This is a genomic window from Streptomyces rubradiris, from assembly GCF_016860525.1.
Taxonomy (GTDB): domain Bacteria; phylum Actinomycetota; class Actinomycetes; order Streptomycetales; family Streptomycetaceae; genus Streptomyces; species Streptomyces rubradiris.
In genome coordinates, this window is the sequence record NZ_BNEA01000015.1 from 2,444,963 (window position 1) to 2,460,278 (window position 15,316).

The window sequence follows — 15,316 nt, forward strand, 5'->3', positions numbered from 1 at the left end:
CCGTCAGGCGCGCGGGGAGGAGCCGATGTGCACGTCTCCGCGGACGACCCCGATCTGCACGCTGTCCCCGCCGATCACACTGCCGACGACTGTCTGGGAGCCTTCGCCTGCATGTACGTCGGAGGGTGTCCGCAGGAGCAGGGCACGGACGTCGGCGGCCAGTTCCTCGTCGGCGAGGAGGGCCTTGCGGACGGCTTTGCGCAGTGCCGCCGCGCTGTCCGCGTCGTCCGGTTCCGCGACGACGTCGGCGAGCGCTTCGGGCAACGCCTCGTCCGCTGCGCGGACCCCGAAGATCCGTTGGGCGAGCCGCCGTCCCATGGCGACCGTGGCATCGGCGGCCTGCTCCTGGGTGCGATCCAGCACGGCGAGGCCGTAAGCGCCCGCGGCGGCGGTGATGTACGGGGCGATCTCGCCCGCCACCTGCGCGATGTCCCCCACCATGTACGCGCCGTCGCCGACCATGTGCGTGGTCCTCCCCGTTCCTCCGTGGATGGACCGAGCGCCCGCCTCCGCAGGGCGGGACGGGCGCTCGGGTTGTGCTGCTTCCGGTCAGGCGGTGGCGGAGGACGGGTCGGTGTCCTTGATGGACTCCTCGGCCGCCTTCACGGCCGCGTCGGCCGTCTCGCGGACCGGTTCCCCGGTCGGCTCGCCGGCTTCGTCGGCCGTCTCGCGGACGGGCTCCTCGGCCGCTTCCTCGGCCGCCTTGGCGCGTTCGTCCGCGGCGGCCCGGATGGACCGCCAGGCGGACTCGGCGGCCTGCTGCTCCGCCTCCTTCTTGCTGCGGCCGGTGCCGGTGCCGTACGAGACGCCCCCGACGCGGGCGGCAGCAGTGAAGGTCTTCTCGTGGTCGGGGCCGGTCTCCGTGACCAGGTACTCGGGCACGCCGAGCCCCTCGATCGCGGTCAGCTCCTGGAGGGAGGTCTTCCAGTCCAGGCCGGCTCCGAGGTTGGAGGACTTCTCGATCAGCGGGTCGAACAGGCGGTGCACCAGTTCGGAGGCCGCGTCGAGGCCCTGGTCGAGATAGACCGCGCCGATCACCGCTTCAAGGGTGTCGGCGAGGATGGACGCCTTGTCCCGGCCGCCCGTGCCCTCTTCACCCCGGCCGAGCCGGATGAAGGCGCCCAGGTCCAGGCCGCGGCCGACCTCCGCCAGCGCACGCGAGTTGACCACCGCGGCCCGCAACTTGGCCAGCTGGCCTTCGGGCAGGTCGGGGTGGGTGCGGTACAGCGTGTCCGTGACGACGAGGCCGAGCACGGAGTCCCCGAGGAACTCCAGCCGCTCGTTCGTCGGCAGACCGCCGTTCTCGTACGCGTAGGAACGGTGGGTCAGCGCACGCACCAGAAGGGCGGACTCGACCTGGTAGCCGAGCCGCCCTTCCAGAAGCGTGTGGGACGAGGCCTGCGGACTACCCCCGCGCTGGCGGGGACTAGCTGCTTTCGCGTCAGTCATCGGGCCTCTCACCAGCCGCTCAGACTTCGAGGACCTGGCGCTTGTTGTAGGTGCCGCAAGACGGGCACGCGATGTGCTGCTGCTTGGGCTCGTGGCAGCGCTCGCACGCAACCAGGGTGGGGACCGCAGCCTTCCACTGCGACCGGCGGTGGCGCGTGTTGCTGCGCGACATCTTCCGCTTCGGAACAGCCACGGCTACTTCTCCTGCTTCTCGTCGACGCCCGCTTCGGCGCCGCTCATCTCGTCCTTCTCGCCGTCCGTCATGGTGTCGGCGAGTCCCTGCAAAGCCGCCCAACGGATGTCGACGGCGTCATGGTGGTGGTCCGGGTCGTCCGCGAGCCGCGCTCCACACTCGGAGCACAGGCCCGGGCAGTCGTCCTGGCACACCGGCTGCATCGGCAGTGCGAGCACCACCGCATCGCGCAGCAGAGGTTCGAGGTCGATCAGACCGTCCTCGATGAAGAGCCTGTCCTCGTCGTCCTCGGCGTCGTCGCCCGGTTCCGCGATCACACGGCCCCGGTCGTCGGCGTCAGGGTACGAGAACATCTCCTGGAAGTCCGCTTCGAGCTCCAGCCCGACCGGCTCCAGACACCTTACGCACTCCCCCTCGGCCGTTGCACGGGCGGTGCCTGTGACAAGCACCCCTTCCATGACCGACTCCAGGCGGAGGTCGAGTTCCACCGGGCTGCCTTCCGGCACTCCGATGACTCCCTGGATGCCGAGATCCCGGGGAGCGTCGATCTCGCGGGTCAGGCGCTGCAGCGCGCCAGGACGCCGGCCCAGCTCGTGCGTGTCGATCACGAGGGGGTTGCGGTGGTCGAGGCGGGCGTTGGGAGCCATTCCTGCTTTCGATCTGCGAACTCGGAGGGACGCGGCCCGGCGGTGTCCCCGGGCAGCGTTGATCGCGGGCATGCGCGACCGAACAGCCAGGATACTGGACCTTTCGCTCAGCGCCCAATCCGGTCCCCCGGCTACAGACCCCGGCCCTGCTCGTACGCCCGCAGCTGCTCCGCGCTGATCATGCTGGTGTCGAAGAGGCTGGTCTCGTCCAGGGCGTAACCCTGCTGGGGCTGGGCCTGCTGGGGCTGGGTCTGCGGCTGGTGCGCGGGCTGGTGGGACTGCTGGGGCTGGTGGGTGCCGTAGCCCTGGTAGCCGTAGGGATCGGTCTGCCCGTAGCCGTACGGGTCCTGGGCCGGCGGGTACTCCGGCTGCTGCGGGAAGCCCGCGTACGGGTCCGGCTGCTCGACGGGGGCGCCGTCCGCCGGGCCGTAGCCGGCGGCGGGGGCGTAGGCGGGCCGGGGATCGTAGGCGGGGCGGGCCGGCGCGGGCTGCCTGCGGTCCGCGCGGTCGTCGTCCGCGAGGGCCGCGAGGTCGGCGAGGTAGTCGGCGTCGCTGGAGTGCTGGAAGGTCGTGGTGTCGTCGGCGAGCGCGCCGAGGTCGTCGGTGGCGATGCGGCCGTGCAGCTTCTGCCGGCCCCGGCCGACGGCCTCCAGGGTCTTGGCGAGGACCGCCTCGAAGGCGCCGAGCTTGGCGTCCACGTAGGCGTCGGCGTCGCGGCGCAGGGTCTCCGGGTCGTGGCTGCGCTCGGGGGCGTCCTCGTCGGCGTAGCCCTGCTCGTCCAGGCCGGGACCGGTGCCGAGGAGCTTCTCGCGGCCCCGGCCGACCGAGCCGAGGGTCTTGGTGAGGACGACCTCGAAGTTGGCGAGCTTGGAGTCCACGTAGTCGTCGGCCTCGGCGCGGATCTCCTCGGCCTCCTTGCGGGCCTCGGCCAGGATCCGGTCGGCCTCGGCCTGGGCGCGGCGGGCGATCTCGGTCCCGGAGACGAGCGAGCCGCGCTCGGCGTGCGCGCTCTCGATGATCCGCTCGGCCTCCTGCCGGGCCTGCTCGACCATCTGCTCCCGGTCGCCGATCAGTTCCCGCGCCTGGGCGAGGGAGCCGGGCAGCGCCTGACGCACCTCTTCGAGCAGCGCGAGCAGCTCGGCGCGGTTGACCACGCAGGACGCCGACATGGGCATGGACCGGGCGCCGGAGACCGTGGAGACGATCTCGTCGAGCTTCTTCTGCACGTCCACCTGTGCTCGCCACTCTCTACAGCCGGTTCGGAGACGGACGGGACGACTGTAGCCCCATCAGTCCCTGGCGAGGCGCTCGTTCAGCGCCTCCACCACCTGCGGGGGCACCAGGTGGGAGACGTCCCCGCCCCAGGCCGCGACCTCCTTGACGAGGGAGGAGGACAGGAAGCTGTAGGTGGGGTTGGTGGGCACGAACAGCGTCTCGACGCCGGTGAGGCCGTTGTTCATCTGGGCCATCTGGAGTTCGTAGTCGAAGTCGCTGACGGCGCGCAGCCCCTTGACGATGGCGGGGATGTCGCGCTGCTTGCAGAAGTCCACGAGGAGGCCGTGGAAGGACTCGACGCGGACGTTGGCGTATTCGGAGGTGACCTCGCGGATCAGCTGGATCCGCTGGTCGATCTCGAACAGGCCCTTCTTGGACTTGTTGATCATCACCGCGACGTACACCTCGTCGTACAGACGGGAGGCTCGGGCGATGATGTCGAGATGTCCGTTGGTGATCGGGTCGAACGACCCGGGACAGACGGCGCGGCGCACTTGTGATCCCTCGCTCTCCGGTCCGGTCATCGTGCGTCTTCGCACGTAGAGGCGGCGCGACCGTACCAAAACGTTCCCTCGCCGTAGCGACGGGACCGGATCGCCTCGAAGCCGTCCGGCCAGTGGAATTCGCCGCCTCTGGTGCTGCGCTCCACGGTGACGAGCGCTTCCTCGGCGAGCCAGCCCTCCGAGTGGAGTGTGAGCAGAATCTCCCGAAGATCGTGATCCGTGACGGCGTACGGCGGGTCGAGGAAGACGAGGTCGTACGGCTCGGCGGGGGGTGCGGTGCGGATGACTTGTTCCGCTTTGCCCGCCCGCACCTCGGCGCCGGGCAGGCCCAGGTTCCGCACGTTCTCGCGGACGATCCGCGCCGCGCGGGCGTCGGCTTCGACCAGGAGGGTGTGGCCCGCGCCCCGCGAGAGGGCCTCCAGGCCCACGGCGCCCGAACCGGCGTAGAGGTCGAGGACGCGCTCGCCGTCCAGGGGGCCGCCGAGCAGGGACTGCCAGGTGGAGAAGAGACCTTCGCGGGCGCGGTCGGAGGTGGGGCGGGTGCCGGTGCCCGGGGGCACCGCGAGGCGACGTCCGCCGGCTGCGCCGGCGATCACGCGGGTCATCTTCGGTCCTTGGTCGTGGGTCGGTTCAGGTCCAGTGTGGCTCACCCCTTTTCCAGGTACTGCTCCCGCTCGTCGTCCAGCAGGGCGTCCAAGGCCGTGCGCAGGCCCGGGAGGCGCTCCAGTTCCGGGTCGGCCGCCACGACCGCCGCCGCCTCCGCCCTCGCCTCCGCGATGACCTCCTCGTCCTCGATGACCGCAAGGACCCGCAGGCTGGAGCGGGCGCCGGACTGGGCCTGGCCCAGGACGTCGCCCTCGCGGCGCTGTTCGAGGTCGATGCGGGACAGCTCGAAGCCGTCGAGGGTGGCGGCGACCGCGTTCAGCCGCTGGCGGGCCGGGCTCGCCTCGGGCATCTCGGTGACCAGCAGGCACAGGCCGGGGGCGGAGCCGCGGCCGACCCGGCCGCGCAGCTGGTGGAGCTGGGAGACGCCGAAGCGGTCGGCGTCCATGATGACCATGGCCGTGGCGTTCGGGACGTTGACGCCGACCTCGATGACGGTGGTGGCCACCAGGACGTCGGTCTCGCCGGCCGCGAAGCGGCGCATCACGGCGTCCTTGTCGTCCGGGTGCATACGCCCGTGCAGGACCTCCACCTTGAGGCCCTTCAGGGGGCCGCGGCCGAGCTGCTCGGCCACGTCGAGCACGGCCAGCGGGGGCCGCTTCTCCTCGCCCTCGGCGGGCTCCTTGCCGGCCTTCTTCGGGTCGTCCTCCTCGTCGCCGATGCGCGGACAGACCACGTACGCCTGGTGGCCGGCCTCGGCCTCCTCGCGGACCCGCTCCCAGGCGCGGGCGAGGAAGTGCGGCTTGTCGGCGGCCGGGACGACATGGCTGGCGATCGGGGAACGGCCGGCCGGGAGCTGGTCCAGCACCGAGGTCTCCAGGTCGCCGAAGACCGTCATGGCGACCGTGCGCGGGATGGGGGTGGCCGTCATGACGAGCAGGTGCGGGGGCTGTTTGCCCTTGCCGCGCAGGGCGTCGCGCTGCTCCACGCCGAAGCGGTGCTGCTCGTCCACCACCACCAGGCCGAGGTCGTGGAACTGCACCTTGTCCTCGATCAGGGCGTGGGTGCCGATGACGATGCCGGCCTCGCCGGTGGCGAGGTCGAGCAGGGCGCGGCGGCGGGCCGCCGTGCCCATCGAGCCGGTGAGCAGCACCACTTTGGTGGCGTTTTCGGCGCCGCCGAGCATTCCCCCTTCGGCCAGTTCGCCCATCATCTCGGTGACGGAGCGGTGGTGCTGCTGGGCGAGCACCTCGGTGGGCGCGAGCATGGCCGCCTGCCCGCCCGCGTCGACGACGGCGAGCATGGCGCGCAGGGCCACCAATGTCTTTCCCGAGCCGACCTCGCCCTGGAGCAGGCGGTGCATGGGGTGGGGGGTGGCGAGGTCGTCGAAGATCTCGCGGGAGACCTTGCGCTGGCCCTCGGTGAGGGTGAAGGGCAGGCGGTCGTCGAAGGCCGCGAGGAGGCCGTCCGGACCGGCGACGCGGGGCACGGCGGGCAGGTGGGTCTCGGCGTGCCGGCGGCGGGCCAGGGCGACCTGGAGGACGAATGCCTCGTCCCACTTCAGGCGGGCGCGGGCGTCGGCGATGTCGGCCTTGGTGTGCGGCCGGTGGATCTTGAGCAGGGCCTCGGGGAGCGGGAGCAGGCCGCGGCCGGCCCGCAGGGAGTCGGGGAGCGGGTCGAGGGCCTCCTGGGCGCTGGGCAGCACCGTCTGGACCGCCTTGCCGATCTTCCAGGACTCCAGTTTGGCGGTCGCGGGGTAGATCGGGATCAGGGCGCCGGCCCAGGACTCGACGGCCTCGTCACCGTCGCCACGCAGCAACTCGTAGGCCGGATGGGCGAGCTGGAGGCGGCGGTTGAAGACGGAGACCTTGCCGGCGAACATCGCGCGGGTGCCCGGCAGCAGTTCCTTGTGGGGCTTGTGCACGCCGTTGCCGAAGAAGACGAGCTGGAGCCGGCCGCTGCCGTCCGTGATCGTGACTTCCAGGCGCTGGCCCTTGCCCCGGGGGGCCTTGGCCGAGGCGAAGCTGTGCAGCCGGGCGTCGGCGACCTGGGCGACCACCGTGACGTGCTCGTCCATGGGGAGGTCGGCGAGATGGGTGAGCTGGCCGCGCTCCTCGTATCTGCGCGGGTAGTGGTGCAGCAGATCGCCGACGGTGTGCAGGCCGAGGTGCTCGGCCATCACCTTCGCGGTGGCGGGGCCGAGCACCTTCTTGAGCGGTTCTTCCAGTGCGGGCACGTCATCAATTGCACACCACGGCACTGACAATGCCGTAGACCACGCCCCGCGCCACCCGGCCGGGATGTCGTAAACATCAGGGAAACTCCTGGTCAGGCGCGCTGCCGGGGCCTAGGATGGCGCGCTCAAGGCCATCCTTCGCGGTCACCGCCCCGCCGGGACCGCCCGACCCAGCGCCGCCCCGCAGGCCCCTCGCGGCGCAGTGACGATGGATTCCCACAGCCCACAGGCATCCCAAGCACCCCAGCCGCCCCGCGGACCCCGGCCGAACGCCGTGGGCGCCGCCATCGCCCGGCGGGCCGCCGGGCCGGACGCCCCGGCCCGGGTGCGGCCGTGCGCGGCCGGGGAGCGCGCCGACGGCCTGCGGGCGGGCATCCTGGACTCACCGCGCGGCAGCGCCCCGCGCGCGTCCGGTACTGAACCGGCTGAACCCGCTGGTACGCAAAATCGGTTCGCCCGGCGGCCCGGAGCCGATCGGCACCGGGACCGGGGCGCTGTACGGGCAGGCACCGCCGAGGGCGCGGCGCCCGCTGCGGCCGGCCCGGCGCTGCCCGGCCGGGCGTTCATCGGGCTGCTCGCACGGGCGACCCACGGGGAGGGGGACGGACGATGAGTGAGATCACGGACATCGACGCGCTGCGTCAGGCGCTGGCGGAGAACGCCGGTCAGCCGGAGGGTCCGGCCCGCAACGCGCGCGCGGAGGAGCTGCTCGCCGAGGCGGAGCGGCTGGACGTCCCGCTCGCCGTGATCGAGGCGCTCGGACACCAGCTGAAGGTCTGCAACCACAGCTCCGAGAAGGACAAGATGTTCGTCCCGTTCGCGCGGCTGCTGCGCATGTGGGACGAACGGCCCGAGGACTTCGACGAGCACGAGACGCACTCGCTGCACTGGGCCTTCAAGTGGATGTCGGCGGGCATGCTGGACCAGCCGCACATCCCGCTCGCCTCGATCGAGAAGTGGCTCGGCGAGATGGAGCGCCGCTACCGGCTCGCCGGGCACTCGGAGCGGGCCGTGCGCGGCGCCGAGTTCGGCGTGGCCGCGCACATCGGTGACATCCCGCGCGCACGGCGGGCGTACGCCGCGTGGCTGGCCGCCGACCGGGACCGGATGGCCGACTGCCCCGCCTGCGAGCTGCACGCGCAGGGCGTCTGGCAGGTCCGGTGCGGCCGGGACGCCGAGGCGCTGCGGCTGTGGCGGCCGGTGCTGGAGGGCGAGTTCGCCTGCGCGCACGAGCCGCACTCCGTGCTGGCCTCCTCGCTGGCCCCGCTGCTGCGGCTCGGCCGGGTGGACGAGGCCCGGGCCCACCATCTGCGCGGTTTCCGGCTGGTGCGCCCGATGGAGAGCATGCGTGGCGCGTACGCCGACCACGTCGAGTTCTGCGCGCTGAGCGGGAACGAGGCGCGCGGCCTGGAGCTGCTGGCCGGGCGGCCGGCGTACTTCACCGACAGCGGGCATCCGCGCAGCAGGCTCGACTTCCTGGCCGTGGTGGCGCTGCTGATGGACCGGCTGACCGAGCGGGGGCTGGGCGGGCAGCGGGTGCCGGGGCCGGCCGGGCGGAGCTGGACCGCGCGGGAACTCGCCGCGCACGCGCGCGTGGAGGCGACGGAGCTCGCCGCGCGGTTCGACCGCCGCAACGGCACGTTCGCCGTCGGCGACCGGGTCCGGGCCCGGATGGACCAGCGCCCGCTGGTGGACCGGCTGCCGCTGGGCGTGCGCACGGTACGGCCCGCCGTGGCGCCACCGGCCGCGCCCCCGGCGCCCGAGGCCACCGAGGAGCCCTCGCTGCCCGCGCTGCTCGCCGAGGCGCGGCGGCAGTCGGGGACCCTGCGCCCGCACGCGCTCCGGGCGTGGGCGGCGGTCGCCCGGGCCGCCCGGGACGCCGAGCTGGAGCCGCGTGACCGCGCGGAGATCGCCGACCACGAGGCGATGGCCCGCGGCCCCGAGGGGCTCCCCCTCTTCGAGCGCGCGGCACGGCTGTACGCGGAGGCGGGGGACCCCGGGGAGGCCCTGGCGGCACGCGCGCGTGCGGCGTACGTCCGCGCCCTCGCGGGTGAGGTCGAGCCGGCCCTGACCACGGTGACCCGGCTGTACGACGAGGTACTCGCCCTGTACGCCGACGAGCGCACGGGAGTACGGCAGACGGCGTCGGTGGCGATGAGCCGGGCCCGCGTCCTGATGCGCCGGGTCCACGCGGCGGCCGAGGGGGGCACCGGGGGCTTGGACCTCGGGGACGCGGGGGGTGCCTGGGATGACGGGGGCACCGGAGGCCCCCGGGACGCCGAGGGTGCCGGGGCCGCCGAGGGTGCAGGGACCGCCGAGGGTGCCGAGGGGAACACCGGCGGGCCCGCCCTGGGCGCCGTGGAGACCGGCGCGGACGGCGGGCAGGGAGCGGCGGGTGCCCGGGGGCCGGGCGTGGACGGCAGGCAGAAAGCCGCGAGCGCCCGGACGCCCGGGACGGACGGCGGGCAGGACACCGCAGACGCCCGGACCCCCGGCACGGACGGCGGGCAGGACACCGCAGACGCCCGGACCCCCGGCACGGACGGCGGGCAGGACACCGCAGACGCCCGGACCCCCGGCACGGACCACGGGCAGGACACCGCAGACGCCCGGACCCCCGCCACGGACCACGGGCAACACACCGCAGACGCCCGGACCCCCGGCACGGACCACGGGCAGGAGGCGGCGGAAGCCTGGATGCCCGGTGACGGTGCGGAGGGCGGGGCCGGCCCGTGGACGGGCGGTGCGGACGGTCGTGGCGCCGGCGCCGGTGTCCGTCGGCCCCGTACGGACCTCGCGCCGGCGGTCGCCGGTGCCGAGGCGGCCGTGCGGGAGGTGCTGGCCCTCGTCGAGGGGCACGACGACGGCGATGTACGGCTGGCGGCGCGGGCCGCCGAGGCGCGGGGGATGCTCGCCGAGCTGGCCGGGATGACCGGGGACGCGCGGCGGGCGGCGGAGCTGTTCCGGCGGTCCGCCGACGAGTACGTGGCCGCCGGGCTGCCGTGGTTCGCCGTGGAGTACGAGGTCCAGGTCGCCGCCCTCGCCCACCAGGCCGGTGACCTCACCGGGGCCGAACGCGCGCTGCGGGCGGCGCTGGAGCACGGCGGCCCGTACGTGGAGCCGGTCGGGCGGGCCCAGCTGCACCTCCAGCTCGCCGAGGTGCTCGGCGCCCTGGACGCGCCCGCCGAGGCCGCCGGGCACGCGCTGGAGTCCGCTTACTGGGCCGACGAGGCGGGCGAGGGCGCCACCCTGGGCGCCTGGGCCCGGCAGCAGCTGGGCGGGTTCCTGCTGCGCCGGGGCCGGTACGCCGAGGCCGCCGAGGTGCTTCGGTCCGCGCTGGCCGACCTGAGCCCCGGCACGCACGGCGACGAGGCGGTGGTCCAGGCCCGCTGGTGGCTCGGGGACTGCCTGGGCGAGCTGGGCGAGCACCGGGCCGCCGCCGAGGAGTGGCTCGGGGCCGCCGGGCTGGCCCGGCACTGGCCCGATCAGCAGGACCACGCGACGCTCGCGCACCTCGCCGCCGAGTCGCTGGGCAGCGCCGGGCTCGCGGCGGAGGCGGACCGGGCCTACGCGCGCGCGGGCGAGCTGTGGCGCGCGCTCGGCAACGCCCCGTTCCTGGTCCGCTCGCTGCGCGCCCGCGCCTGGCTGGCGCTGGGCGGGGAGGCCGGGGCGGCACCGGCCCGGGCGCTGATGACGGAGGCGGTGCGCGAGTGCGAGACGGCGCTGGCGGCGGCCCGGGGCGCGGACCGGACGGAGCTGGCCGCGGAACTCGGCGGCACCTACCGGCAGTTCGCCGAGCTGCTGGCCCGCTCGGCGTCCGAGGAGGCCGAGGACGCGGCGATCCGGGCCGCGTTCGAGGCGGCGCTGGAGCAGATGACCCGGGCCGTGGCGGTGTTCACCACGCTCGGTGCCGCCGGGCTGCACGGCCGTACCGGCGCCGAACTGGGCGCGGGCTGGCTGGAGGCCGACCTCGGCCGTCCACAGCGGGCGGAGGCCCGCGCGCGTGCGGTGCTCGCGGTCTACGAGGGCGCCGACGACGGGGACGAGACGGTCCGGGAACGGCGTGCGGAGGCGGCCCAGATGCTCCAGGCGGCACGGGAGGGACAGGAAGGACAGGCAGGACGCCAGGGACCGGTCACGGATTGAGCCGCACCACCCGCTCCGCGCCGACGGCCACCGCTCGCTCCGCGTCACTCCACGCCGATGAGCAGCAGCGCCCCCTGCCGGCCGCCGCGGTACACCACCGTGTCCACGGCCAGGTAGGACTCCCGTACCCGCGCCTCCAGGTGCGCGGCGACGGTTTCCGGGGCCTCGTCGCCGACGACCAGGGTGACCAGTTCGCCGCCGGACTGGAGCATGCGGTCCAGGACGGTGCGGGCGGTGGCGGTGACGTCCGTGCCGATCACCGCGACGTCGCCGTCGATGAGGCCGAGCACGTCCCCGGCCTGGCAGATCCCGGCCGTGGTCCAGGACTGGCGCTCGGCGACGACGACCTCGGCGTACCGGGTGGCGCCCGCCGCCGCGGTCATCTGGACCACGTCCTCGTCGAACCGGCGCCGCGGCTCGTGCACGGCGAGCGCGGCGATGCCCTGGACCGCCGAGCGGGTCGGGATCAGGGCCACCCGGATGCCCTCGGTACGGGCCTGCTCGGCCGCGGCGCCGGCCGTGTGGCGCAGCTCGGCGTCGTTGGGCAGCAGGACGACCTCGTGCGCGTGGGCCCGCCGCAGCGCCTGCACCAGCTCCCCGCTGGCGGGCGGCTCCCCGGGGCGCGCGAGGACGGTGGTCGCGCCGGCCTCGCCGTACAGCCCGGCCAGCCCCTCGCCGGGCACGACGGCGACGACGGCCCGCTGGGCGGGTGCGCCGGACGGGCGTTCCCGGCCGGGGTGCGGCTCGCCGTGCCCGAAGTGCGTGATCCGGATCCGGTAGGGCCGCCCGGCCTCGACGCCGGCCTCCACGGCGGCGCCGGCGTCGTCGACGTGCACATGGACGTTCCACAGTCCGTCGCCGCCGACCACGACCAGGGAGTCCCCGAGGGCGTCGAGCCGCGCGCGCAGCCGGGCCACGGCCGCGTCGTCGGCCTCCAGCAGGTAGATCACCTCGAAGGCGGGCCCCCCGGCCTCGCCCCGGTCGTCCCCGGACTCCCCCTGGCAGGCCGGTTCCGTGCCGCGGCCGGCGGGTCCGGCGCCGGAAACGCTCCCCGCACTGCCCGCGGGCTCCCGTACCGCCTCCCCGGTGACCGCCTCCACCAGCGCCCCCAGCACCGTCACCAGGCCCCGGCCGCCCGCGTCGACCACCCCGGCCCGCCGCAGCACGCCCAGCTGTTCCGGGGTCGCCGCGAGAGCCGCCCGCGCGCCCTCGTAGGCGGCGCGCGCGACCGTCCGGCAGTCGTCCCCGGCCTCCTCGGCGGCGTCGGCGGCGGCCGAGGCGACCGTCAGCACCGTGCCCTCGACGGGGTGCGCCACGGCCTGCCGGGCGGAGTCGGCGGCCCGGCGCAGGGCCAGCCGCAGCGCCGGGCCGTCGGCGCGGGCGGCGGCGGAGGTCTCACCGGCACCGGCGAGCACCTGGGCCATGCCCCGCAGCAGCTGCGCCAGGATCGTGCCGGAGTTGCCCCGGGCCCCGATCAGCGCGCCGTGGGCCATCGCGCGGGCCGCGTCGCCGAGGGACGGCTCCGCGCGGCCGGTCTCGTACCCGGCGAACACCGCCTCCACGGCCGTGGCCGCCGACTCCAGGGTGAGGTACAGATTGGTCCCGGTGTCGCCGTCGGCCACCGGGTAGACGTTGATCGCGTCGATCTCCTCCCGGGCCCGGCCCAGCGCCCGCAGCGCCAGGGAACACCAGGTACGCACCGCGAGAGCATCGAAGAATGTCTGCGGCACCTGCGCCACCTGCGCCTCCCTGACCCGGCCGTACGTCGGACGCAGCGTAGACCCCGGAGGGGTGTCCTCCGGAAGCGGGCCGGGAGCGGGGGCCTGATCAGCCATGGTAGTTTCGTTGTACTGGCGCAGCCGTTGTATGCTGCTCCGGTTGCCCGATCCCGATCGGGCCATTCCCCTGGCAACGCCACTCAGATCGCAGATCCTAGGATCTAGATCCCGGCATGCCGGGATCAACCGTAAGTGCATCTGAAGTCTTTGGAGTGACCCGTGGCTGCCAACTGCGACGTCTGCGGCAAGGGGCCGGGCTTCGGCAACAACATCTCGCACTCGCACCGCCGTACGTCCCGCCGCTGGAACCCGAACATCCAGCGTGTGCGTACCGTGGTCGGCGGGACGCCGAAGCGCGTGAACGCTTGCACCTCGTGCATCAAGGCCGGCAAGGTCTCGCGCTGACGCTACAGCTGAGCGCGCGGCCACTGCCTGGTTCGCTGCACGAAGCCGGTCCACCTCACGGTGGACCGGCTTTTTGCCGTACCCGCGCACTGCCCGTGTGCGAGCTCAACTCCTGAACCGCCACCCGTGATCCACCGGCCCGATCCCGGCGCCGAGGGCGAACCCGGCGGCGATCGCCCCGGTGACGTACTCCTTGGCCGCGGTGACCGCCTCCGGTACGGACTTCCCCAGGGCCAGCCCGCAGGCGATCGCGGAGGCGAGCGTGCAGCCGGTGCCGTGGGTGTGCCGGTTGTCGTGCCGGGGGGCGCGCAGCAGGTGCTCCTCCGAGCCGTCGGTGAGCAGGTCCACGGCGTCCCCGGACAGGTGCCCGCCCTTGATCAGCACCCAGCGCGGCCCGTGGGCCAGCACGGCGGCCGCGGCCCGGCGCAGATCCGTCTCGGACTCCACCCGTACCCCGGTGAGTTGCGCCACCTCGTCCAGGTTGGGCGTGGCCACGGTCGCCGCGGGCAGCAGCTTGGTGCGGACGGCGTCCAGCGCGGAGGCGGCGAGCAGCGGGTCGCCGTGCTTGGAGACGCCCACCGGGTCCACCACGGCCGGCGCGTCCGTGCCGGAGATCAGCTCGGCGACCGTCTCGACCAGTTCCGCGGAGGCCAGCATGCCGGTCTTCACGGCCTGGACGCCGATGTCGTCCACGACGCTGCGGTACTGGGCCCGGACCGCCGCCGCGGGCAGTTCCCAGGCGCCCTGGACGCCGAGCGAGTTCTGCGCGGTCACGGCGGTGAGCACGCTCATGCCGTGCACGCCGTGCGCCATCATCGTCTTCAGGTCGGCCTGGATCCCCGCCCCGCCGCCGGAGTCGGAGCCCGCCACCGTGAGCACCCTGGTGATCATGACTCGATGTCCCCGAAGTGGTCCCAGCCGCCCTTGCTGGTCCAGGGCGCCCCGTCGACCGTCACCTGGGGCAGCGCGGAGGGGTTGAGGACCTCGCCGATGACCTTCCAGCGGGCCGGGAGCTTGACGTCCGGCGGGAAGGTGGCCACGATCGCGTGATCCTCTCCCCCGGTCAGCACCCATTGCAGCGGGTCCACGCCGACGGCCTGGCCGATGTCGTGCATCTGCGTGGGGATGTCGATCGCGCCGGAGCGGATGTCGATGCGGACCTTGCTGGCCTCGGCGATGTGCCCGAGGTCGGCGATCAGGCCGTCGCTCACGTCGCACATCGCGGTGGCGCCGAGCCCTGCGGCGGCCGGGCCCGCGTGGTACGGCGGCTCGGGGCGCCGGTGCGCCTCCACGAAGGCGCGCGGGGAGCGGAAGCCGCGGGCGAGCACCGCGTACCCGGCCGCGGACCAGCCCAGCCAGCCGGTGACGGCGACCAGGTCGCCGGGCTGGGCGCCGGCCCGGGTGACGGGCTCGTGGTTGCGCAGGTCGCCGAGTGCGGTGATGGACACCATGATGGTGTCGCCGCGTACGACGTCCCCGCCGACCACGGAGGCGCCGGCGACCTGGCACTCGTCGCGCAGGCCGTCCATCAGCTCGGTGGGCCAGGTGACCGGCAGTTCCGCGGGGACGACCAGGCCGAGCAGCAGCGCGGTGGGGACGGCGCCCATCGCGGCGATGTCGGCGAGGTTCTGCGCGGCGGCCTTGCGGCCCACGTCGTAGGCGGTGGACCAGTCACGGCGGAAGTGCCGGCCCTCCAGCAGGATGTCGGTGCTCGCCACCACCCGGCGGTCGGGCGCGGCGACCACCGCGGCGTCGTCGCCGGGCCCGACCCGGACCGCCGGCGTACTGGTGAGACGGGAGGTGAGCTCCCTGATGAGCCCGAACTCCCCGAGCTCACCAACAGTGCCCTTCATGTCCCTTGGCTCCCCTTCTCTCCCATGCCGTGCCCGGTCGCGCGTCTTCAGTGTCCCCGATACGGTCGAGGTGTCCGTCGGCGCGGTCGCCCCGGCCGCCGACGCGGCCGCGGTGACCGTCCGTACGGTCCAGGTGACCGTCAACGTCCGCCATGGCCGCGCCTCACCGCGCAAGCCCGCGTCCCGGAGGTCTCCCCGCGGGGCGCGGCGACGCGATACCGTGGCGTT

Annotated in this window: 13 protein-coding genes; 2 read left to right on the forward strand and 11 right to left on the reverse strand. The window is 74.2% G+C overall.

The genetic code is table 11. From position 1 onward, the window contains the following. Positions 1 to 3: 3 nt before the first annotated feature. From Srubr_RS23875 to recG, 8 genes are all read right to left on the reverse strand, one after another. A complete protein-coding gene (locus Srubr_RS23875) occupies positions 4 to 462 on the reverse strand; it encodes a hypothetical protein (RefSeq protein ID WP_229926839.1) in 459 nt (152 codons plus the stop codon). Positions 463 to 549: 87 nt separating this feature from the next. Beyond that, positions 550 to 1,449: a ribonuclease III gene (gene rnc, locus Srubr_RS23880; protein ID WP_189997625.1), complete on the reverse strand. Its 900-nt coding sequence runs from the start codon at positions 1,447 to 1,449 to the stop codon at positions 550 to 552. Positions 1,450 to 1,468: 19 nt separating this feature from the next. Further along, a complete protein-coding gene (rpmF, locus tag Srubr_RS23885; protein WP_003951102.1) occupies positions 1,469 to 1,642 on the reverse strand; it encodes a 50S ribosomal protein L32 in 174 nt (57 codons plus the stop codon). Positions 1,643 to 1,644: 2 nt separating this feature from the next. Next, complete coding sequence (locus Srubr_RS23890) at positions 1,645 to 2,289, reverse strand: YceD family protein (RefSeq protein WP_189997626.1); 645 nt, start codon at positions 2,287 to 2,289, stop codon at positions 1,645 to 1,647. A 131-nt stretch (positions 2,290 to 2,420) separates the two neighbouring features. After that, the gene (locus tag Srubr_RS23895; RefSeq protein ID WP_189997627.1) at positions 2,421 to 3,521 is read right to left on the reverse strand and encodes a cell division initiation protein; all 1,101 of its coding nucleotides are present in this window, start codon (positions 3,519 to 3,521) and stop codon (positions 2,421 to 2,423) included. Positions 3,522 to 3,578: 57 nt separating this feature from the next. After that, a complete protein-coding gene (gene coaD, locus Srubr_RS23900; RefSeq protein WP_229926844.1) occupies positions 3,579 to 4,058 on the reverse strand; it encodes a pantetheine-phosphate adenylyltransferase in 480 nt (159 codons plus the stop codon). A gap of 26 nt (positions 4,059 to 4,084) precedes the next feature. Beyond that, entirely contained in the window at positions 4,085 to 4,672 is a 588-nt protein-coding gene (gene rsmD, locus Srubr_RS23905; protein ID WP_189997629.1) for a 16S rRNA (guanine(966)-N(2))-methyltransferase RsmD, read from the reverse strand. A gap of 41 nt (positions 4,673 to 4,713) precedes the next feature. After that, complete coding sequence (gene recG / locus Srubr_RS23910; RefSeq protein WP_189997660.1) at positions 4,714 to 6,915, reverse strand: ATP-dependent DNA helicase RecG; 2,202 nt, start codon at positions 6,913 to 6,915, stop codon at positions 4,714 to 4,716. A 600-nt stretch (positions 6,916 to 7,515) separates the two neighbouring features. Between recG and Srubr_RS41005 the strand changes: the two genes are divergently transcribed. Then, positions 7,516 to 11,052 (forward strand): tetratricopeptide repeat protein, encoded by a 3,537-nt coding sequence (locus Srubr_RS41005; RefSeq protein ID WP_229926840.1) that lies wholly within the window; start codon positions 7,516 to 7,518, stop codon positions 11,050 to 11,052. Positions 11,053 to 11,096: 44 nt separating this feature from the next. Here the strand turns inward: Srubr_RS41005 and Srubr_RS23920 are convergent, their stop codons facing one another. Next, entirely contained in the window at positions 11,097 to 12,791 is a 1,695-nt protein-coding gene (locus Srubr_RS23920) for a DAK2 domain-containing protein (RefSeq protein ID WP_189997630.1), read from the reverse strand. A gap of 258 nt (positions 12,792 to 13,049) precedes the next feature. Between Srubr_RS23920 and rpmB the strand changes: the two genes are divergently transcribed. Beyond that, entirely contained in the window at positions 13,050 to 13,235 is a 186-nt protein-coding gene (gene rpmB, locus Srubr_RS23925) for a 50S ribosomal protein L28 (RefSeq protein WP_003993230.1), read from the forward strand. Between the two features lie 105 nt (positions 13,236 to 13,340). Here the strand turns inward: rpmB and thiD are convergent, their stop codons facing one another. Further along, positions 13,341 to 14,126, reverse strand: a complete 786-nt coding sequence (gene thiD / locus Srubr_RS23930; protein WP_189997631.1) for a bifunctional hydroxymethylpyrimidine kinase/phosphomethylpyrimidine kinase — start codon at positions 14,124 to 14,126, stop codon at positions 13,341 to 13,343. Further along, entirely contained in the window at positions 14,123 to 15,088 is a 966-nt protein-coding gene (locus tag Srubr_RS23935) for a thiamine-phosphate kinase (RefSeq protein ID WP_030612691.1), read from the reverse strand. The genes thiD and Srubr_RS23935 overlap by 4 nt, the downstream gene beginning before the upstream one ends. Positions 15,089 to 15,316: the final 228 nt, after the last annotated feature.